Annotated in this window: 21 protein-coding genes and 1 pseudogene; 11 read left to right on the forward strand and 11 right to left on the reverse strand. The window is 64.0% G+C overall.

Features of this window, described 5'->3' with window-relative positions; genetic code table 11:
• Together obgE and proB are read left to right on the forward strand one after the other, a co-directional pair.
• Positions 1–208 (forward strand): annotated as a pseudogene (gene obgE, locus VFW93_RS06975) (GTPase ObgE); the annotation flags it as partial.
• Complete coding sequence (gene proB / locus VFW93_RS06980) at positions 201–1,319, forward strand: glutamate 5-kinase (RefSeq protein ID WP_329693268.1); 1,119 nt, start codon at positions 201–203, stop codon at positions 1,317–1,319. The pseudogene obgE and the gene proB, both read left to right, overlap by 8 nt.
• A 44-nt stretch (positions 1,320–1,363) precedes the next feature.
• Here proB and VFW93_RS06985 read toward each other — a convergent pair whose 3' ends face one another.
• Positions 1,364–2,008, reverse strand: a complete 645-nt coding sequence (locus VFW93_RS06985; RefSeq protein ID WP_329693269.1) for a PEP-CTERM sorting domain-containing protein — start codon at positions 2,006–2,008, stop codon at positions 1,364–1,366.
• Between the two features lie 356 nt (positions 2,009–2,364).
• Between VFW93_RS06985 and VFW93_RS06990 the strand changes: the two genes are divergently transcribed.
• On the forward strand, positions 2,365–3,426 hold the full coding sequence (locus VFW93_RS06990) for a putative solute-binding protein (RefSeq protein WP_329693270.1): 1,062 nt from the start codon (positions 2,365–2,367) through the stop codon (positions 3,424–3,426).
• A gap of 77 nt (positions 3,427–3,503) precedes the next feature.
• Here VFW93_RS06990 and VFW93_RS06995 read toward each other — a convergent pair whose 3' ends face one another.
• Entirely contained in the window at positions 3,504–4,121 is a 618-nt protein-coding gene (locus tag VFW93_RS06995; protein ID WP_329693271.1) for an RNA pyrophosphohydrolase, read from the reverse strand.
• A 104-nt stretch (positions 4,122–4,225) separates the two neighbouring features.
• Between VFW93_RS06995 and VFW93_RS07000 the strand changes: the two genes are divergently transcribed.
• Both VFW93_RS07000 and VFW93_RS07005 read left to right on the forward strand, forming a co-directional pair.
• The gene (locus VFW93_RS07000) at positions 4,226–5,974 is read left to right on the forward strand and encodes a proline--tRNA ligase (protein WP_329693272.1); all 1,749 of its coding nucleotides are present in this window, start codon (positions 4,226–4,228) and stop codon (positions 5,972–5,974) included.
• A 35-nt stretch (positions 5,975–6,009) separates the two neighbouring features.
• On the forward strand, positions 6,010–6,687 hold the full coding sequence (locus tag VFW93_RS07005; RefSeq protein ID WP_329693303.1) for a lytic transglycosylase domain-containing protein: 678 nt from the start codon (positions 6,010–6,012) through the stop codon (positions 6,685–6,687).
• Positions 6,688–6,723: 36 nt separating this feature from the next.
• Here the strand turns inward: VFW93_RS07005 and VFW93_RS07010 are convergent, their stop codons facing one another.
• The 6 genes from VFW93_RS07010 to hemA all read right to left on the reverse strand — a co-directional run bounded on the left by VFW93_RS07010 (position 6,724) and on the right by hemA (position 11,944).
• A complete protein-coding gene (locus VFW93_RS07010) occupies positions 6,724–7,311 on the reverse strand; it encodes a UbiX family flavin prenyltransferase (RefSeq protein ID WP_290676622.1) in 588 nt (195 codons plus the stop codon).
• Positions 7,312–7,318: 7 nt separating this feature from the next.
• Positions 7,319–7,633, reverse strand: a complete 315-nt coding sequence (gene grxD / locus VFW93_RS07015; RefSeq protein ID WP_329693273.1) for a Grx4 family monothiol glutaredoxin — start codon at positions 7,631–7,633, stop codon at positions 7,319–7,321.
• A 66-nt stretch (positions 7,634–7,699) separates the two neighbouring features.
• On the reverse strand, positions 7,700–8,464 hold the full coding sequence (locus VFW93_RS07020) for a hypothetical protein (protein ID WP_329693274.1): 765 nt from the start codon (positions 8,462–8,464) through the stop codon (positions 7,700–7,702).
• Between the two features lie 147 nt (positions 8,465–8,611).
• Positions 8,612–9,448: a peptide chain release factor N(5)-glutamine methyltransferase gene (gene prmC / locus VFW93_RS07025; RefSeq protein ID WP_329693304.1), complete on the reverse strand. Its 837-nt coding sequence runs from the start codon at positions 9,446–9,448 to the stop codon at positions 8,612–8,614.
• A 22-nt stretch (positions 9,449–9,470) separates the two neighbouring features.
• On the reverse strand, positions 9,471–10,571 hold the full coding sequence (prfA, locus tag VFW93_RS07030) for a peptide chain release factor 1 (RefSeq protein WP_329693305.1): 1,101 nt from the start codon (positions 10,569–10,571) through the stop codon (positions 9,471–9,473).
• A gap of 8 nt (positions 10,572–10,579) precedes the next feature.
• Positions 10,580–11,944 carry a glutamyl-tRNA reductase gene (hemA, locus tag VFW93_RS07035; RefSeq protein ID WP_329693275.1) on the reverse strand — a complete coding sequence of 455 codons (1,365 nt, stop codon included), beginning with the start codon at positions 11,942–11,944 and terminating at the stop codon, positions 10,580–10,582.
• Between the two features lie 154 nt (positions 11,945–12,098).
• Between hemA and VFW93_RS07040 the strand changes: the two genes are divergently transcribed.
• Genes VFW93_RS07040 through bioD form a run of 5 tightly spaced genes read left to right on the forward strand, consistent with a single transcriptional unit; the run spans position 12,099 to position 15,634 of the window.
• A complete protein-coding gene (locus VFW93_RS07040) occupies positions 12,099–12,368 on the forward strand; it encodes a hypothetical protein (protein WP_329693276.1) in 270 nt (89 codons plus the stop codon).
• 17 nt (positions 12,369–12,385) lie between these two features.
• Entirely contained in the window at positions 12,386–13,048 is a 663-nt protein-coding gene (gene queE, locus VFW93_RS07045; protein ID WP_329693277.1) for a 7-carboxy-7-deazaguanine synthase, read from the forward strand.
• 47 nt (positions 13,049–13,095) lie between these two features.
• Positions 13,096–13,467, forward strand: coding sequence for a 6-carboxytetrahydropterin synthase (locus VFW93_RS07050; RefSeq protein WP_329693278.1), 372 nt, complete (start codon positions 13,096–13,098; stop codon positions 13,465–13,467).
• Positions 13,468–13,503: 36 nt separating this feature from the next.
• Positions 13,504–14,919, forward strand: coding sequence for an adenosylmethionine--8-amino-7-oxononanoate transaminase (bioA, locus tag VFW93_RS07055; protein ID WP_329693279.1), 1,416 nt, complete (start codon positions 13,504–13,506; stop codon positions 14,917–14,919).
• Positions 14,920–14,935: 16 nt separating this feature from the next.
• Positions 14,936–15,634, forward strand: coding sequence for a dethiobiotin synthase (gene bioD / locus VFW93_RS07060; protein ID WP_329693280.1), 699 nt, complete (start codon positions 14,936–14,938; stop codon positions 15,632–15,634).
• Positions 15,635–15,667: 33 nt separating this feature from the next.
• On the opposite strand, the gene VFW93_RS07065 is transcribed toward bioD, so the two are convergent.
• Together VFW93_RS07065 and VFW93_RS07070 are read right to left on the reverse strand one after the other, a co-directional pair.
• A complete protein-coding gene (locus VFW93_RS07065; protein WP_329693281.1) occupies positions 15,668–16,135 on the reverse strand; it encodes an OsmC family protein in 468 nt (155 codons plus the stop codon).
• Positions 16,136–16,174: 39 nt separating this feature from the next.
• Complete coding sequence (locus VFW93_RS07070; RefSeq protein ID WP_329693282.1) at positions 16,175–16,870, reverse strand: pyridoxamine 5'-phosphate oxidase family protein; 696 nt, start codon at positions 16,868–16,870, stop codon at positions 16,175–16,177.
• Between the two features lie 107 nt (positions 16,871–16,977).
• On the opposite strand from VFW93_RS07070, the gene VFW93_RS07075 reads away from it, so the two are divergent.
• Positions 16,978–18,468, forward strand: coding sequence for a PLP-dependent aminotransferase family protein (locus tag VFW93_RS07075; protein ID WP_329693283.1), 1,491 nt, complete (start codon positions 16,978–16,980; stop codon positions 18,466–18,468).
• Here the strand turns inward: VFW93_RS07075 and VFW93_RS07080 are convergent.
• Entirely contained in the window at positions 18,459–19,715 is a 1,257-nt protein-coding gene (locus tag VFW93_RS07080; RefSeq protein WP_329693306.1) for a sugar ABC transporter substrate-binding protein, read from the reverse strand. The two genes, VFW93_RS07075 and VFW93_RS07080, sit on opposite strands and share 10 nt — an antisense overlap.
• Positions 19,716–19,829: the final 114 nt, after the last annotated feature.

Consider the following 19,829-nt stretch of genomic DNA (forward strand, 5'->3'; position numbering starts at 1 on the left):
CGAGGGCGAGCGCGCCGCCCGGGTCAAGGATTTCGTCAAGCGCTACAAGTGGAAGGGGCCGGTGTTCGAGATCTCGGCCCTGGCGCGCGAAGGTCTGCAGCCGCTGCTTCATGCCATCTGGGACCACGTGGCGGCCCAGCAGGAGCTCCCGCCGCCCGAGCGTGATCCGCGTTTTGACGAGGCGCCCGGCGAGGCCGGTCATGAGTGAGGCCCTGCGCCAGGCCCGGCGCATCGTCGTCAAGGTGGGCTCCAGTCTGGTGACCAACGAGGGCCGGGGCGTGGACGCCGAAGCCATCGGCAACTGGTGCCGCCAGATGGCTGCGCTGGCCCACCAGGGACTGGAGGTGGTCATGGTCTCCAGTGGCGCGATTGCCGAAGGCATGAAGCGCCTGGGCTGGACCAGCCGCCCGACCGAACTTTCCGAGCTGCAGGCTGCCGCAGCCGTGGGGCAGATGGGCCTGGCCCAGATGTACGAGAGCCAGCTGTCCCGCCATGGCATGGGCAGCGCCCAGGTGCTGCTCACGCACGCCGATCTGGCCGACCGCGAACGTTACCTGAACGCCCGCTCCACCTTGTTGACCCTGTTGTCGCACAAGGTGGTGCCGGTCATCAACGAGAACGACACCGTGGTCACCGATGAGATCAAGTTCGGTGACAACGACACCCTGGGTGCGCTGGTGGCCAACCTGGTCGAAGCCGATGCCCTGGTCATCCTGACCGATCAGAAGGGCTTGTACAGCGCCGACCCGCGCAAGGACCCCAATGCCCGCTTCATCGATGTGTGCACCGCTGGTGACCCCTCTCTGGAGCAGATGGCGGGTGGCGCAGGCTCACGTGTGGGCACGGGCGGCATGATCACCAAGGTGCTGGCTGCCAAGCGCGCTGCGGGCAGCGGTGCGTCTACCGTGATCGCCTGGGGGCGTGAGCCTGACGTGCTGGTGCGCCTCACGCAGGGCGAAGCCATTGGTTCGCTGTTTGTGGCAGCCACTGCCAAGCAGACTGCACGCAAGCAGTGGATGGCCGATCACCTGCAGCTGCGCGGTGCCGTGATCATTGATGACGGTGCCGTGGCCAAATTGCGCGACGAAGGCAAGAGCCTGCTGCCCATTGGCATGACCGAGGTGGTAGGTGAGTTCCACCGCGGCGACGTGATCGCCGTGCGCAACCAGGCGGGGCAGGACGTGGCCCGTGGTCTGGCCAATTACGCCAGCAGTGAGGCGCGCCTGATCGCGCGCAAGGCCTCGACCGAAATCGAAGGCGTGCTGGGTTTCACCAGCGAGCCAGAGATGATCCACCGCGACAACCTCGTGCTGGCCTGATTGCCAGCACGCTGCATTGCCGCGGTAGAAGGATCAACGAGGGATCAGCGAGCGCGGCGGCGGCGCGCTACGGTGGCGACGATGGCCAGGCCACCCAGCGCCATGGCTACGCTGCCGGCTTCAGGCACGGCCGTGGCCTTGATGCTGTCGATCGCCGCAGCGTTGTAGACGCCGAAGCCTGTCACAGGGCGGAAGTTGCTGTCAGCCAGCAGCACTTCGTCGAAGCCGCCGCCGGAGAAGCCCAGCCAGTGCAGGGTGGTCTGATGGTTCAGCGAGCCGCTTTGAACCACCGCGCCGTTCAGGTGCAGTTCGTAGTACAGGCCCAGATTGCCGTTGTCACCGAAACCGCTGCCGACCAGGAAGCTGACATCCTGGAAGTCGTTGCCGTTGGTCAGGCTGATGGAGGTATAACCATTGTCGCCACCATTGGGGTACCAGCCGTAGCCTGAGCCGCCGTTGTACGTGGTGTAGGTGGTCCAGATGTCGGCGCCGTCACCATTGATCTGGCGCACGGTGATGCCACCTTCGCTGTGAACGGGGGCGTGACTGTTGGCGTCGCCAATGGTGTCAAAACCATTGAAATAGGTCGGCGATGCGATGAAGTCAGTGGTCTGGACTGTGGCTGCTTGAGCAGCGGTGGTCAGTGCAATCAGGGTTGCCGACAAAGTGACACGGGCAAGCTTTTGCATGGAGAGTTCTCCCTCGATGGAAAGGTTTTGGATGCAGATCGAAACGCTTGTTGCATAACAAGCGACGATAGTCTACGAGCCGCCAAAGTTCTGTGCGTGCCTTTGCGGACATTTCCCCCGATTCTGGTGGTCGGCCCCATCACGAAAGTTGCCTTCGAAAAGTGGCAACCGGTTTCATTCAGGTAAGTGATGTCAGGGAAATTTCGCTTACCGGAACCGGTGCGCCCGTTTTCACCCCCCTCTTTGCTCGTGACCAAGGGTTCGTACTGTCCTTGAGGTGGTGGCGTTTTACGTTAAAAACGTGACCCTTGTTTCCTTTTCTTTCTGATTCCTCCGAGGAGGTCTTGATGGCTCTGATGAATAACACCCTTGCTCGTTTTTCTTCTATCTCGCTGGCTGCCGCCGCCGTTCTGGGTGGCACCCTGGGTGTGGTCTCCGCAGCTCAGGCCAAAAGCCTGATGTGCGTCTGGGACGTCGCGGGCAAGACAGGTGATGTGTACGCTGCAGCGACGGACTACGCCGTGGCCATGCAGAAGAATGGTGCCGACATCGAGCTCAAGAGCTATGTCGACGAGCGCGTGGCCATTGAAGATTTCCGCGCAGGTCAGTGTGACGGCGTGATCGCCACGGCCTTCCGTACCCGCCAGTTCAACATGGTGGCCGGTTCGCTCGACAGCATCGGTTCGACCACCGTGATCAAGAACGGCAAGGTCGATATCGACGCCAGCTACGAAGTCGTGCGCAAGGTCATCCAGGTGTTCTCGGACCCCAAGGCCGGCAAGCTGATGGTCGAAGGCAACTACGAAATCGGCGGCATTTTCCCGCTGGGCGCTGCCTATCCCATCGTGCGTGATCGCCGCATCAACTCGGTGGAGGCCCTGTCCGGCAAGAAGATCGCCGCCTTCGACTACGACAAGGCTCAGGGCGTGATGATCCAGCGCATCGGCGCCCAACCCGTGTCCGTGGACATCACCAACATCGGCCCGAAGTTCAACAATGGCTTCGTCGACATGGTGACCCTGCCTGCCGTGGCCTTCAAGCCGTTCGAGCTGTACAAGGGCATTGGCAAGGCGGGTGGCATTGGCCGCTTCCCCATCATGATCCCTACCGTGCAGGTGGTCGTGAACAGGTCCAAGTTCCCCGAGGGCTTCGGTGAGAAGTCCCGCGTCTACTGGTTGTCTCAGTTCGATCGCGCCATGGGCATCGTTCAGGCCGCTGAAAAGGGTATTCCGGCCGCCATGTGGGACGAACTGCCTGCAGAGCACATTCCCAAGTACGTGCTGATGTTCCGTGAGTCCCGCATCGAGATCGCCAAGCAAGGTCTCTACAACAAGCAGGGCCTCAACATCATCAAGCGCGCCCGTTGCAGCATCAACCCGACGGATGCCGAGTGCGCTACCAAGATCGAGATCGAATGATCGGGCGATGCGCTGACCGCATGTGAAAAGGGCTCCCTCGGGAGCCCTTTCGTTTGGCGCGTTGCCTGACGAAGAGGTCAGGACTGTTTGATGTCGATCTCCACCTGGATCAATTGCTCGCTGGTGGTTTCTATCTGGATGTCTGCGTCTTCGTGGCCATCTGCTCGTCTGCCATTGCTGCCGCGCATGTTGCCGCGCAGGTAGCGGTTCTGGTGGCCTTGCGGCTTGGGTAGAAAGCGGGCCAACTCATTGAGCGCCATCTCGTAGACCCCGCGCTTGAACTCGATCACGGCTTCCAGTGGCACCCAGTACTCGTGCCAACGCCAGGCATCGAACTCGGGGTGGTTGGTGGCGCGCAGGTTCATGTCGCTGTCACGCCCTGTCAATTGCAACAGGAACCAGATTTGTTTCTGGCCCTTGTAATGCCCTCTGGCGTCCTTGCGGATGAAGTGCTGTGGCACCTCATAACGCAGCCAATCGCGGGTGCGGGCGATGATGCGGACGTGGTCGGGCAGCAAGCCCACTTCTTCGTGGAGCTCGCGGAACATCGCCTGCTCTGGCGACTCACCATGCTTGATGCCGCCTTGCGGGAACTGCCAGGAATGGGTGCGGATACGTTTGCCCCAAAATACCTGGTTCCGGTGATTGAGCAGGATGATGCCGACGTTAGGCCGAAAGCCTTCCCGGTCGAGCATAATCAACTCCGAATTTTTCAACTAGTTTCATTATTGCACCGCAATGGCTTGACGGCTAGTAGGCTTTGTCAATGCCTCATTTGCGCGGTGTATTTTTTACGCATATGAAAGCCTCCCAGTTCTTCATTTCGACCCTCAAGGAAGCCCCTGCCGACGCTGAAATCGTGAGCCACAAGCTCATGACGCGGGCAGGCTTCATCAAGAAGCTGGGCGCGGGCCTGTACAACTACATGCCCATGGGCTTGCGCACCATCCGCAAGGTCGAAGCCATCATCCGTGACGAGCTGAACAAGGCTGGTGCGGTCGAGCTGGTGATGCCCGTGGTGCAGCCTGCCGAGCTGTGGCAGGAGACCGGTCGTTTCGATAAGATGGGCGATGAGCTGCTGCGCTTCAAGGACCGCCATCAGCGCGACTTCGTGATCCAGCCCACCGCCGAAGAAGTGGTGACCGACGTCGCCCGTCAGGAGCTGCGCAGCTACCGTCAGTTGCCCAAGAACTTCTATCAGATCCAGACCAAGTTCCGCGACGAGCGTCGCCCTCGTTTCGGCATCATGCGTGGCCGCGAGTTCACCATGAAGGATGCTTATTCCTTCGACCGCGATGTGGAAGGCGCAGGCAAGACCTATGACGCCATGTTCGCGGCCTACACGCGCATCTTCGAGCGCCTGGGTCTGCAGTTCCGCGCGGTGGCAGCTGATACCGGCGCCATCGGTGGTGATCGTTCGCACGAATTCCAGGTGATCGCTGATACGGGTGAAGATGCCATCGTCTACTGCCCCACGAGCGACTACGCGGCCAACATCGAGCTGGCCGAAGGCGTGGCCCTGATCGGGCAACGTGGCGCGGCCACCGTGGCTTTCGAGAAGGTGGCCACCCCTGGCAAGAGCACCTGCCCCGACGTGGCCGAGTTGCTGGGCCTGCCGTTGAGCCAGACCGTGAAGTCTCTGGTGCTGGCGACCGACGAGCTCAACGAGCATGGCGAGATCGCCAGGTCCACCGTGTGGCTGCTGCTGGTGCGTGGTGATCACGAGCTCAACGAAGTCAAGGCGGGCAAGGTGGATGGCCTGAAGGCGGGCTTCCGTTTCGCCACCGAGAAGGAAATCGTCGAGCACTTTGGTTGCAAGCCCGGTTATCTGGGCCCGGTCAAGCTGCTCAAGCCCGTGAAGGTCATCGCCGACCGCACCGTGGCCAACATGGCTGATTTCGTGTGCGGCGCCAATGAAGAAGGCTTCCACATCCAGGGCGTGAACTGGGGCCGTGATCTGCCCGAGCCCGATCTGGTCGCCGACATCCGCAATGTGGTGGAGGGCGATCCTTCACCTGACGGCAAGGGTGTGCTGGCCATCCAGCGCGGCATCGAAGTCGGCCACGTCTTCTACCTGGGTACCAAGTACTCCAAGGCCATGAACGCGACCTTCCTGGACGTGGACGGCAAGCCCAAGCATTTCGAGATGGGCTGCTACGGCATTGGCGTGACCCGCATCCTGGGCGCGGCCATCGAGCAGAAGCACGACGAGCGCGGCATCATCTGGCCGGACGCCATCGCGCCGTTCACGGTGGTGATCTGCCCCGTGGGCTATGACCGTTCGGAAGACGTCAAGGCGGCGGCAGACAAGCTGCATGGCGAACTGCTTGCCAAGGGTGTGGACGTGATCCTGGACGATCGCGGCGAGCGCCCTGGTGCCATGTTCGCCGACTGGGAGCTGATCGGTGTGCCGCACCGCGTGGTGCTGGGCGACAAGGGCCTCAAGGAAGGCCTGGCCGAGTACCAGGGCCGCCAGGATGCCGCCGCCAGCAAGATTGCCGTGACGGAAGTCCTGAATCACGTGCTGTCGCGCGTGCAAATCGGCTGACCACAAGGGCACCGATTGGTTTATCTTTGATGTTCATGTTGTCGCGACGCTGGCTTTCTTCTCTGACGGGTGCGCTGGCAGGCCTGGGCCTGCTGGCGGGCTTGTGCTCACCCCTGGTGGCGCATGCCGGTGCCCAGGTGGAGGAGCCCCTGGCTGATGCCGTGCGCACGGCCTTGTCTGCTGCCGTGGGCAACGGGGCGCCGCCTCAACTGGTGTTTGCCGACGCGGGTCAGCGTCAGCAGTGCGAATCCTGGGCGGCTGCGCTGGAGGCCAAGCTGGCCAAACGCAAGCCCGAAGAGCTGGTGCGCCGCGAGTTTCTGCAGACGGTGTGCTACGAGTCCAAGCGGGCCGGGCTGGATCCTTCGCTGGTGATGGGCCTGATCCAGGTGGAAAGCGGTTTCCGCAAGTACGCCATGTCGCCGGTTGGCGCGCGTGGCTACATGCAGGTGATGCCCTTCTGGTCGCGCACCATCGGCAATGGCGAAGCCAGCAGCCTGTTCCACATGCAGACCAATCTGCGCTTTGGCTGCGTGATCCTGCGCCACTATCTGGACGTCGAGAAGGGCAACCTCTACATGGCCCTGGGGCGCTACAACGGCAGCCGCGGCAAGCCGGAATACCCGAACATGGTCACGGCGGCACGTCGCGGCTGGCAGTTGAGTGATGGGGCAGGTGCCCAGATGGCGGACGCCGGCTTGACGCTGCGTCGCTGAGGGGCGCCCTGAGTCAGCGCCCGGTTGTGGGTGGCTTCACAGCCCTCGCCATTCCTGTGGCTGCGCCTGCTCGATGTGCAGCAGGGCCAGCACGCGTTCCACGGTGTCGTTGACCAGTTCGTCGATCGACTGCGGGCGGTGATAGAAGGCGGGCAGAGGCGGGAAGATGATGCCGCCCATTTCGGTGACGGCCGTCATGTTGCGCAGGTGGGCCAGGTTGAAGGGCGTTTCGCGCACCATCAACACCAGACGCCGGCGCTCTTTGAGCGTGACATCGGCTGCGCGTGTCAGCAGGTTGTCACCCATGCCATGGGCCACGGCAGCCAGCGTCTTCATGGTGCAGGGGGCAATGACCATGGCATCCGTCATGAAGCTGCCGCTGGCAATGCAGGCGCCCACATCACCCGGTGCGTGAGCCTGGGTCGCGAGCGCTTCCAGCGCCGTGCGGTCCAGGCCCAGTTCGTGGTGCACATTGAGGATGCCGGCAGGCGTGGCCACCAGATGGGTCTGCACGCCCAGGGCGCGCGCACGCTCCAGCAAGCGCACGCCATAGATGGCGCCGCTGGCGCCGGTGATGCCGACGATCAGGCGGCGTGGCCTGGTGCTGCCCACAGGCTCCTGCATGTGCGGCTTACTTGGCGGCCAGGGTCTGTTGCAGCTCACCTGCCTGGTACATCTCCATCATGATGTCCGAGCCACCAACGAATTCACCGTTGATATAGAGCTGGGGAATGGTCGGCCAGTTGGCGTATTCCTTGATGCCCTGACGGATTTCTTCGTCGTCCAGCACGTTGACGGTCTTGAGATCGGTCACGCCGCAGGCCTTGAGGATCTGCACGGCGCGGCCCGAGAAGCCGCATTGTGGAAACTGGGCATTGCCCTTCATGAACAGGACGACGGGGTGACCCTTGACCAGATCGTCGATGCGTTTTTGAACGTCGCTCATATGCAAACCAAGTCGTAAATGAAAACAGGCCCGGTTATATCAGGCCTGTGGCTGGTCTGCAGTAGCTCAGAAGGAATAGCCGACAGATACCTTGACTACAGGACGCAGACGCATTTCGCGCACGAGTTCGTCCAGTGTGCGATCACCCTGGAAAACCTGACCCAGGTGGTTGTTGGTGTTGATGCTGACCAGGCCCAGGTCGGCATTGAAACGCCAGGCGCTGGGGGTGCCGTTGAGCGTCAGGGTGTTGCTGTAGCCAGCACCGAAGTAGGGTGTGGTCTGCTGGTCCAGGGACGTGTTGCCGTTCATCAGGTTGAGGCTGTCCAGGCGTTGCAGGCTGAGGTTGAGCCCGCCGCCATTGCCCTCACTGGTCCACCAGCTCTGGCCGGTGTCACCACGCAGCAGGCCGGCTGTGGCGCGGAAGCCGCCCTCCAGATAATAGTCTGACAGGATGTGCATGCTGCGGATGCGCAGGCCGCTGCCCATGTTGGGTTGAGCCAGCACGAAGCTGTCCTTCAGGGGGTTGACGGGGCGGTCGACGACCACGCCGATACGGCCTTCCCAGTGGGGCCAGAACCCCTTGCCACGTAGGGTCAGGCCGCGGCCCTGGGTGTCGTCCGAGTCGTTCTGGTTGAGGCTGATGCGCACACTGGTGTAGTTGGCGCTGCCGGTGTTCTGGTGCAGAGCGTGGCCGGCGTAAGGCACCATCTGTGCCTGGGCTGCCCCCACGGTCAGCAAGCCGCAAAAAGCGGCGGCCACGGCCCACTTGCCTGTGGCCAGGCTGCACTTGCTGGGGGACGTGTGCGACGCGGTGGTGGCGGTGTGGGGCATGGCAATCTCCTGACGAACGAATTCATGCTACGCCTCGGTCTTGCGCTTGTGCGACAGAGATGTGAGCGTTCGTCAAACCATTTTCGCCCGGTGGAATCGACTTGGGAGGGGGTTTGCACCCTCTTGCATCGCCATGGCGTGGTGGCGTCAGGCAGGGCGTTGACCGCCCGTGCAGCGTGCTTGCCCGCCCAGATCGAAGCGGGTACTTACATTTGAAAATCCGTGGTCGCGCAGGAGTTGCGCGACGGCGACAGCCTGGTCGTAACCGTGTTCCAGCAGCAACCAGCCGCCCGGCTGCAGGTTGGCGGGGGCGGTGGCGATGATCTGGCGCAGGTCCTCAAGGCCGTCCGGGCCGGAAGTCAGTGCCTGCTTCGGTTCGAAGCCCAGTGCGGCCATGTGCGGGTCGCCCTCGGCGATGTAGGGCGGGTTGCTGACGATGAGGTCGAAGCGCTCTCCGGCTACCGGCGCCAGCCAACTGCCGAGCCGGAAGCGGACGGGCAGGCTCCATACCCGAGCGTTGTTCTGGGCTATCTGCAGGGCGGGCTCGGAGGCGTCCACGGCGGTGACCTGAGCCTTCGGGCGGGCGTGCTGGATGGCCAGGGCGATGGCGCCGCTGCCGGTGCCCAGATCCAGCACGGTGGTGGCGGTTTGGTCGGGGATCAGCGACAGCGCCCATTCGACCAGGGTCTCGGTGTCAGGGCGGGGCACGAGCACGTCGCGCGACACCTGCAGCGTCAGGCCGAAGAACTCCTTTTCGCCCACGATATAGGCCAGGGGCTCGCCGGCGGCACGGCGTTGCAGTTCGCTCAGGTAGCGGGTTTGCTGCGGTGGGGTCAACGTGTCGGTGTCGTGCGCGAGCAGCCAGGCGCGGCCTTGTTGCAAGGCTTCGCACAGCAGCAGTTGGGCGTCCAGCCGGTCCACGCCAAGCTGGCGGGCGTGTTGCTGTGCCTGCGCGATGGTCAGCGGCGTGCGCATGGCATCCATCGTGAGCGACTGGTCTTGATCGTCAGACACCGGTGGCGGCTTCCAGTTCGGCCAGTTGATCGGCGGCTTGGGCGGTCAGCAGGGCGGCGATCACGTCGTCGAGTTCGCCTTCCATGATGCTCAGCAGCTTGTAGAGCGTCAGGTTGATGCGGTGATCGGTCAGGCGGCCCTGGGGGAAGTTGTAGGTGCGGATGCGGTCGGAGCGGTCGCCACTGCCCACCAGGCTCTTGCGCAGGGCGGCTTCCTTGGCGGCGCGCTCGCTGCGCTCCTTTTCCTGGATGCGGGCTTGCAGCACCTGCAGGGCCTTGGCCTTGTTGCTGTGCTGGCTGCGGCCATCCTGGCATTCGGCCACGATGCCGGTGGGCAAGTGCACCACGCGCACGGCCGAGTCGGTCTTGTTGATGTGCTGGCCGCCGGCGCCGCTGGCGCGGAAGGTGTCGATGCGCAGGTCGGCCGGGTTGAGCTTGATGGCCTCGGTTTCGTCCGGCTCGGGCATCACGGCCACCGTGCAGGCACTGGTGTGGATGCGGCCCTGGGTTTCGGTGACAGGCACGCGCTGCACGCGGTGGCCGCCGGACTCGAACTTGAGCTGGCCGTAAACGTTGGCGCCTTCAATGCGCAGCACCACTTCCTTGTAGCCGCCCAGATCGGATTCGCTGGACGTCAGGATTTCGGTGCGCCAGCCTTGCCGTTCGGCATAGCGGGTGTACATGCGGGCCAGATCGCCCGCAAACAGCGTGGATTCATCGCCACCTGTGCCGGCGCGGATTTCCACGAAGGCGTTGCGGGCGTCGTCGGGATCCTTGGGCAGCAAGGCGGTCTGCAACTGGGTTTCGAGCTGGGTCAGATCGGCTTCGGCCTGGGCGATTTCTTCCTGGGCCATGGCGCGCATCTCGGCATCGTCGCCGGCTTCTTCCAGCATCTGGCGAGCGCCGTCCAGATCCTGCTGTCGGCGCGTATGGCGCTGGGCCAGGTCGCACACGCTGCTGACTTCGGCGTGCTCGCGCGACAGATCACGGAAGCGCTTGTTGTCGGCCGCGATGACGGGATCGGACAAGGCTGCATCCAGCTCTTCCAGCCGGCGAGCCAGGCGTTCGAGCGATGATGCAAGCGAGGGCGCCAGACCGGCGCTCACGCTTTGTCCCCCGATGGGTCATGCCGACCGGGCACGGATTTGTCAGGTGGGCTGCTGGCCGTGAGGTTGCGGCCGGGCACCAGTTCGCCGCGCAGGAACAGCCTGGACAGCGCGGCGGCCACTTGCGGGCGCTGGCTGGCATCGGCGCTGTGCAGTTCGGCCATGGCGCCGTGCAGCATCTTTTGCGTGAGGCCGCGCGACATGGCCTCCAGCACGGCCTCGATGTCTTCGCCCTTGGCGATCAGCTTGCGGGCGCGCGCCATCTCGGCGGCACGCCAGGCATCGGCCTGGGTGTGCAGGGCCTGGATCAGGGGCACGGTGGTGCGCTGGTCCAGCCAGTGCACGAAGCCTTGCACGCCGCTTTCGATGATGGCTTCAGCCTGGGCGACGGCAGCCTGGCGTTTTTCGCCGGCGGTCTGCACCATGGTGGACAGGTCATCGACCGTGTAGAGGTAGACGTCGTCGAGGCGGGCGACTTCGGGTTCGATGTCGCGCGGCACGGCCAGGTCGACCATGAAGATGGGGCGGCGGCGGCGTGCCTTCAGCGCACGCTCGACGGCACCCAGGCCGATGATGGGCAGGGTGCTGGCCGTGCAGGACACGACGATGTCGAATTCATGCAGGCGTTCAGGCAGGTCGGCCAGGCGCATGGCCTGGGCGCCCAGGTGGGTGGCGAGTTTTTCGCCACGCTCCAGCGTGCGGTTGGCCACGGCCATGGTGCGCGGGTTGCGGGCGGCGAAGTGCGTGGCGGTGAGTTCGATCATCTCGCCAGCGCCCACGAACAGCACCTTGGTGCGGCCCAGGTCTTCGAACAACTGAGAAGCCAGGCGCACGGCCGCGGCGGCCATGCTGATGGAGTGCGCGCCGATCTCGGTGGAGGTACGCACCTCCTTGGCCACGGCAAAGCTGCGCTGGAAGAGCTGGTGCAGGGTGGTGCCCAGCGTGCCGGCGGTATCGGCTTCGCGCACCGCCTGTTTCATCTGGCCCAGGATCTGGGGCTCGCCCAGCACCATGGAATCCAGCCCGCTGGCGACGCGGAAGGCGTGGCGCGCCGCCGGGCCGCCTTCGAGCACATAGGTGTGGCGCATCAGCTCTTCATGGCTGACGCCGCCGATGCCGGAGAGCCAGTCCACCGCAGCATGCTTGAGTGCGTGCACGGGGCCGCCCAGGCCGCCCGCTGCACAGTAAAGCTCGGTGCGGTTGCAGGTGGAAAGCAAGGCCACTTCAGCGTGCGGGGCCCCCGTCAGACGCTGGTGCAAGGTCTTGAGTGTGGGGGCCAGTTGGTCCACGGCGAACGCGAATCGACCACGCAGGTCAACAGCGGCTGTGGTGTGGTTCAGGCCCAGGGTCAAGACAGTCATAAGACGAGATTATAAAATCCTACCCTTTGCCTGGGATGAGGCTGGATGAACTAGTTCGTCCGAACAACGGGGATTTGGCCCCGTAGCCCCCAGGAACCTTCGCCCGATTTGATGCAGCGCAATTTCCGAAACGGCGCTGCGCCCGAGGAGCCCCATGGGTTTTCTGGACGCCTTGAACCACGCTTTGAACTTCTTTTTGCCCGCGCTCGGCATGGCTTTGCTGGTGCCCAGCCTCGCCCGCCTGGTGTGGTGGAAGGCGCTCAACAGCGCGGGTTGGTTGCGCCAGGTGAAATGGGCTGCCTTGATCAACGCTGCGGTGCTGATCGTCGGTTTGTTGTTGACCGGCCGCGATGGCGCCATGCTGACCTACACAGGTCTGGTGCTGGCGTCGGCCCTGACCGTCTGGTGGACGGGATTGCGTTGATAGAGAGCATTGGGACCATGACATACAGCGTCAAAGAGATTTTCTACACCCTGCAGGGTGAGGGCACGCATGCAGGGCGTCCGGCCGTGTTTTGCCGCTTTGCCGGCTGCAATCTGTGGACGGGCCGGGAGGCCGATCGTGCCAGTGCCGTGTGCCAGTTCTGCGATACCGATTTCGTGGGTACCGATGGCCTGGGTGGCGGCAAGTTCGACACGGCGCAAGCCCTGGCCGAGCGCATTGCCTCGTTCTGGCCAGCCACGGAGGCCGGCGCACAAGGCCAGCGCTTTGTGGTGATGACCGGCGGTGAGCCCTTGTTGCAGGTGGATCCGGCCCTGATCGATGCGCTGCATGCGCAAGGGTTCGAGCTGGCGGTCGAAACCAACGGCACGATCGCTGCGCCCGCAGGCCTGGACTGGATCTGCGTGAGCCCCAAGGCCGGATCGACCCTGGTGCAGACATCCGGGCACGAATTGAAGGTGGTGGTGCCGCAAGCCGGCTTCACGCAAACCGATCTGCTGGCCTTTGAAAAGCTGGATTTCAAGCAGATGCGTGTGCAAGCGATGGACAGCGCACAGCCCCAGGACCGTAAAAAAGCCATGGAATGGGCGGTTCAATGGTGCCTGGACCACCCGCGCTGGTTGCTCAGCGTGCAGACCCATAAGACACTGGGCATTCGATAAACGTTCGATAAATAAAAAGCCAGCGCTGAAGAAGAAAGTCAGATCAGATGTTCGAGTTGAGTCAGTCGTTTTCCTTCGATGCCGCCCACACGCTCAAGCGCAAGGTGTCGGCCGAAGAGGCCGCGGGCAGCCGCCGCATCCACGGCCACACCTACACGGCCGAAATCTTCGTGCGTGGGGAGCGCCAGCCCGAATCCGGCATGGTGGTGGATCTGGCCGTGGTGCGCGAGGTGATCGCCGGCATCCGCAACCAGCTCGATCACCACTTTCTGGACGAAGTGGCCGGCCTGGGCGCGCCCACGCTGGAAAACCTCTGCGTGTTCATCTATGCGCAAGCCAGGTTGCACATCCCGCAGGTATCGAGCGTGGCCGTGTCCCGCGCCGCAGGCGATCGCTGCGTCTACCGCCCCACGGCCTGATTCCCCCGGCCTGGACTGGCGGCATACTGCGCGCCTATGACTTCTTCCCCCTTGGCTTCCTCCGAGGCCGCCAACCTGGCCGAGCGCAGCCGGCAGGCCGTCTGGCATCCCTGCACGCAGATGAAGGTGCACGAGCACTTTCCGCCGCGTGCCATCGTGGCCGCCGAGGGCCCCTGGCTGATTGACGACCAGGGGCAGCGCATTCTGGATGCCGTGTCTTCGTGGTGGGTCAACCTGTTTGGCCACAACTTCGGCCCGATCCGTGACGCGATCACCGATCAGTTGGGCAAGCTCGATCACATCATGCTGGCGGGGCTCACGCACCCACCGGTGGTCGAGTTGTCCGAGCGCCTGGCCGCCTTGACCGGCCTGGGCCATGCTTTCTACGCCAGTGATGGCGCCAGCGCCACCGAAATCGCGTTGAAGATGAGTGCGCACAGCTGGCGCAACCGTGGCCAGGCGCAGAAGAACCAGTTCATCGGCCTGCAAGGCGGCTACCACGGCGAAACGGCTGGCGCCTTGTCGGTGACGGACATCCCCTTGTTCCGCGAGGCCTACGCGCCCTTGCTGCGCTTGAGCGCCACCTTGCCTTCGCCTGATCCGCGGCATGCGGGGCCGGGTGTGTCGGCTCAGGCGCATCTGCAATCGGCCATTGATGCTCTCGCGGCGTACCTGGCCGAGCACCATGAACACACGGCCGCGCTGATCCTGGAGCCCCTGGTGCAAGGCGCGGCGGGCATGGCCATGTATGACCCCGCGTACCTGCTGGCCGTGCGCCGCTTGTGTGACCAGTACCACGTGCACTGGATCGCCGACGAGATTGCCGTGGGCTTTGGCCGTACCGGCACGATGTTCGCGCACCAGCAGGCCTTGCTGCCCGATGGCAGCCATGTGAAGCCTGATTTCATCTGCCTGAGCAAGGGCCTGACCGGTGGCGTGATGCCCTTGTCAGCGGTGCTCACGACGGACGACGTGTACGCCGCCTTCTGGGATGACCGCGTGGTGCATGGCTTCCTGCACTCGCACTCGTACACCGGCAACCCCTTGGCCTGCCGTGCGGCGCTGGCGGTGCTCGATACCTTTGCCGCGCGTGACGAACAAGGCCAGGACGTGCTGGCCCGCAACCGCGTGTCTGCCGCGCGCTTCACGGCGATGACCGAGCCTTTGCGTCAGCACCCGCGCATCGAGGCCACGCGCCACATCGGCATGATCTGGGCCTGGGACGTGGACACGACCGAGCCCACCTTTGCATCGCGATACCACCGTGCTGCCATGGACGCCGGCTTGCTGCTGCGCCCGATTGGTTCTACCCTGTATGTGATGCCACCCTATGTGCTGAGCGAGGCTGATCAGCGCTTCCTGGCTGATGGCATGCTGCGCGTGCTGGATCAGGTGCTGGCCGACATCGAAGGCCTGCCTGCCTCACCCGCTCCCGTGGTGCCCGTGCCTTGATGGCTGCCTGATTGACATGACCGCTTACTTCATCACCGGAACCGACACGGGCGTGGGCAAGACCCGCACCAGCGCCGCCTTGATCCATGCCTTGCGCAACGCCGGGCATGCGCGCGTGGTCGGCATGAAGCCTGTGGCAGCGGGTTGCGATTGGGTCGATGGCGTTGACGGGCACCCTGGCCAATGGCTCAACGAGGATGTGGTGGCCTTGCGCGCGGCCTCCAGCCTGCACGTGCCCTCGTCGTTCGACAACCCGTACGCCTTGCCCCTGGCTGCGTCGCCTCATATTGCCGCCAGGCAGGCCGGCACCGAGATCGATCTGGCCCACATCGAGGCCAGCTTCCACGCCTTGCAGCAACACGCCGATGCGGTGGTGGTGGAAGGGGCCGGGGGCTTCATCGTGCCCCTGTGTGAAAAGCCCGGGTGCTTCGAGACCAGCGCCGATCTGGCGCAGCGCCTGTGGCTGCCCGTGATCATGGTGGTAGGGGTGCGCCTGGGCTGCCTGAATCATGCCTTGCTGACGCAGGAAGCCATCCTGGCGCGTGGCCTGACGCTGGTGGGCTGGGTGGCCAATGTGGTGGAGCCCCAGATGGCCGAGCAGGCCGCCAACCTGGCGACCCTGAAGGCGCATCTGCAGGCTCCCATGCTGGCGCATTGGGACTGGGATCCGCAGGCTGATCCGGCCGAACTGGCGCAGTCCATGCGCCTGCCCTGATCGGGAGCTGGCCAGCGCCAGCGCGCGCAGGCTTCAGGCGCGTGGCTCGACCACGATCTCGCTTTTCACCGAGTTGGCGATGAAGCAGGCTTCATGGGCCTCGTGGTGCATCGTCATCACCGCATCGGCGTCGGGCTGAGTCGCCTCGGCAAACACGATGCGCGGTCGCAGTGTCACGTGGGTCACGGCCATGCGGCCTTGTTCATTGCGCGTCATCACCCCTTCGGCCGCGTCGTGATACGAGTCGACCACCAGGCCGCGCTGGCAGGCGATCGACAGGAACCACAGCATGTGGCAACTGGAGATGGCCGACACAAAGGCCTCTTCCGGATCCACGGCGGCTTCAATGGACATGGGCAGAGGGACGGACAGCGGCGAGGACGAGCCCGGCACCTCGATGCCGCCGTCAAAGCGCAGCAGGTGAGCGCGGCTGTAGCGTTTGTCGGTGAAGGGCTGATCGCCCCGGTGCCAGATGGTCTCGGCGGTGTAGCGGTGGGCCATGCGGTTTCTTCCTGTTTGGTTGGTGTGCAAGCTTTGATCTCAGATCATGCCGGGTGGCTGTGCCTGGGTCAGCCAGTCCGCAATGTAGCCCGGTACGGGCGAGCGGCTGTCAGCGTGCGTGACGGCGGGCAGGCGTTGGGTCATCAAGGGCAGCACGCCGGCCCAGTGCGGCAGGTTCAGGTCTTCTTCGTTGTCGCGCGGGCCCCAGTTGCGGATCTTGGCGGCCGATTCATGCAGGGGGATGCCCAGCACGGTGGTGGCTTTCAGCTCATTGGCATCCGGTGCGCGGCTGTCATGGCCGCGGCCTGGCGCGATGTGCTCCATGAGCGCGTGCAGCACGGCAGGTTTGTCTTCGTCCGCCACCACTTCAAAAGCGCCATGAACCACCACCGAGCGGTAGTTCATCGAGTGCGAAAAGGCCGAGCGGGCCATCACCAGGCCATCCAGGTGCGTGATGGTGACGCAGGCGGGCGCACCACTGGCCAGGTGCTTCATCATGCGGCTGCCGTTGGAGCCGTGGATGTAGAGCATGTCGTCCACGCGCCAGCAGGTGGTGGGCAGGCACAACACGTCAGGGCAGGCGAAGGCCACATGGCAGAGCCAGGCGTCGTCCACGATGGCGTGCACGGTTGGCGCATCGTAGTGAGCCCGTTCTGCCGCGCGCCTGACGCGTGTCCGGTTGCTGGGTGGCACAGCTTGAGGCGGTTCTGAATCAGACGTGTGGTTGGCTTGCATGACGGTGTCCCTTACAGGTCTTGTGTGTGATCGGTGCGTGAACGATAGAGAAGTTCTGGCACCATGCAAAGAACCACGATCAACCCATTTCATGGAGCCACGACAACATGGCCGATCTGCACTTGCTGCTGGACGGGAAGCGCCTCAAAGCCCAGGCCATCAAGAAGCGACAGGCGCTGCAGCGCGTGCTGTACGAAGCCTTGCGCGACGCGATTGCCCAGGGCCGGCTGCAGGCAGGCGCCGTGCTGCCTTCCAGCCGGGATCTGGCGCGGGACCTGGCCATGGGTCGCAATGGCGTGATCCACGCCTACGAACAACTGGCCGCAGAAGGCTATGTGCAACCCAGTCGACAAGGCACGGTGGTGGCGGCGTTTTCTGCGGTGTCGGCATCGGGGAAGCGCGCGCCGGCCTTGCCTGACGCCACCGCCTTGGTGTCGCAGCGTGTGAGCCAGTGTGACCGTCGCCGCCTGCCTGAGGATGACTTGCGGCCCTTCATGCCGGGCATGCCTGCGCTGGATGCCTTTCCCTTGCCCACATGGCAGCGTTTGTGCGACCGTGCCATGCGGCAGGGCAGCACGCTGGATCTGGGCTATCGCCACGCGGTGGGCGAGCCGGACCTGCGCCAGGCCATCGCCACCTATTTGCGTGCGGCGCGTGGGGTGCGCTGCCATGCCGATCAGGTCACCATCACCGATGGCACCCAGCACAGCATGGAACTGTGCGCGCACATCCTGGCTGATGTGGGTGACACGGTGTGGATCGAGCACCCTGGCTACGGCGGCGCCCGGACCGCGTTCGTGCAGGCGGGATTGAACGTGGTGCCCGTGACGGTGGACGCCGATGGCATCGCGCCACCTGAGGCCTGGTGGCACGACAAGCCGCCGCGCATGATCTACACAACGCCCTCGCATCAGTACCCTTTGGGCGCCGTGCTGACCTTGCCACGGCGCCTGCGCCTGATCGAACAAGCGCGTCAGGCGGGTGCCTGGATCCTGGAGGACGACTACGACAGCGAGTTCCGGCACGACGGCCCGCCGCTGGCCGCCATGCAGGGCCAGGTGGATGATGCCCCTGTGGTCTATCTCGGCACTTTCAGCAAATCCATGTTCCCCGCTTTGCGTCTGGGCTTCATCGTGTGGCCGCAGGCGCTGGCTGACCGCGCTGCTGGCGTGGTGGGGGAGTTGGTGCGACGTGGTCGGCCGTTCGAGCAACGTGCGCTGGCGGCCTTCATCGATGAAGGGCACTTCACCCGTCATCTGCGCAAGATGCGCAAGCTGTACGCAGAACGACAGGCTGCCCTGCGCGAAGCGCTGGCGCGCCAGTGGCCTTTGCCAGGACAGGTGCTGGGCGGGCAGGCTGGCATGCACCTGGTGTTGAGCCTGCCTTCGGAGGGGGCCGATGCGGTGCTGGATACAAACCTGGCACACGCTTCGTATGCGCTGGGGCTCAGTCCGCGTCCTCTGGCCATGTATGGCACGGGTGGCGTGTCAGGCTTCAACGGCCTGGTCATGGGCTATGCCAACACGCCACAAGCCCGGATGGAAGGGGCCGTCAAGCGCCTGGTAGAGGCGCTGGCGGTGGCACGTCTTCAGCGGTAGTAGCCCGCTGCGCGCATCTTGCGGTCGGCGATCTGCTGCGACTTGCTCAGCACCTCATCCACGCTGACGGGGTCTTGCAGCAGGTCGCTGATTTCCTGGCCTACTGCCGTGCCGATGGCCTGGAACTCCGGTATGGACGCCCACTGAATGCCTGTGTAGGGCGAGCGAGGCAAGGTGGCATCCTGCGGATTGGCGGTGGAGATGGCCTGCTGCTCGACCAGGGCATGTGGGTTGGCGCGTCTGAACTGGGGTGAGGCATAGGTGGATTGCCTGGTGCCGGAAGGCACGGCGTCCCAACCCTCGCGCTCCGCAACCAGCCGGATGTAGTCCCTGGACGTGGCCCACTCCATGAAGCTTTGCGCTGCTTGTGCCTTGCCGGACGATGTCGGGATGGCCAGGGCCCATGTCCAGACCCAGTGCGCGCCTTTCGGGGTCACGGCCACTGGCGCCTGCAGGAAAGCCACCTTGCCCGCCACCTTCGAGCTGCCTGCGCGGTTGACAAAGGAGCCTGCCACCGTGGCATCGACCCAGATGGCACAACGGCCGTCCATGAACAGGGCCAGGTTCTCGTTATAGCCGTTGGCGGCAGCGCCAGGCGGGCCGAACTGGTTGAGCAGATCGGCGTAGAGCGTCAATGCATTGCGCCATGCAGGCGTCTGGAGCTGGGGTTGCCAGTTCATGTTGAACCACTGCCCGCCAAAGGTGTTGACCATGGTCGTGATCAGTGACATGTTTTCGCCCCAGCCTGGCTTGCCTCGCAGGCAGATGCCGTAGACCCCTTTGTCCGGGGCGTGCAACTTGTCTGCGGCGTCACGAATCTGGGCCCAGGTCGGGGTGGGGCCCAGCTTGATGCCCGCAGCCTTGAGCAGGTCGGTGCGCACCATGGTCATGGAGCTTTCCCCATAAAAGGGCAGGGCATAGAGCTGGCCCTCGACGCTCAGCGATTGGCGGATGGGGGGCAGCAAGTCGGCCACATCGTAACGGGGGGAAGGCGTCAGCGGCCTGATCCAGCCTTTTTTGGCCCAGATGGGGGCTTCGTAGGCCCCGATGGTCATCACGTCGAACTGACCGGCTTTTGTCGTCACATCCCGGGTGACTTGTTGGCGCAGTTGCCCTTCTTCCAGCGTGATCCATTTGAGCTGGATGTCCGGGTGTGTGCGCTCGAATTCGCCAGACAACTTCTGCAGGGTGATCATGTGCCCGTTGTTGACCGTGGCGATCACCAGCTCCGTGGCGCTCGCCATCATGGGCGTGATCAAGATCACACCTGCTAACAAGGTCGACAGACGACCATCAGCCATGAACCTGCTCCGTGTGTTTATGATGGACCTCAAGGGCCTTGTTGCTGGGTTGTACTACAA

The sequence above is a fragment of the Aquabacterium sp. genome, from assembly GCF_036279675.1.
Classification (GTDB): domain Bacteria; phylum Pseudomonadota; class Gammaproteobacteria; order Burkholderiales; family Burkholderiaceae_C; genus Aquabacterium.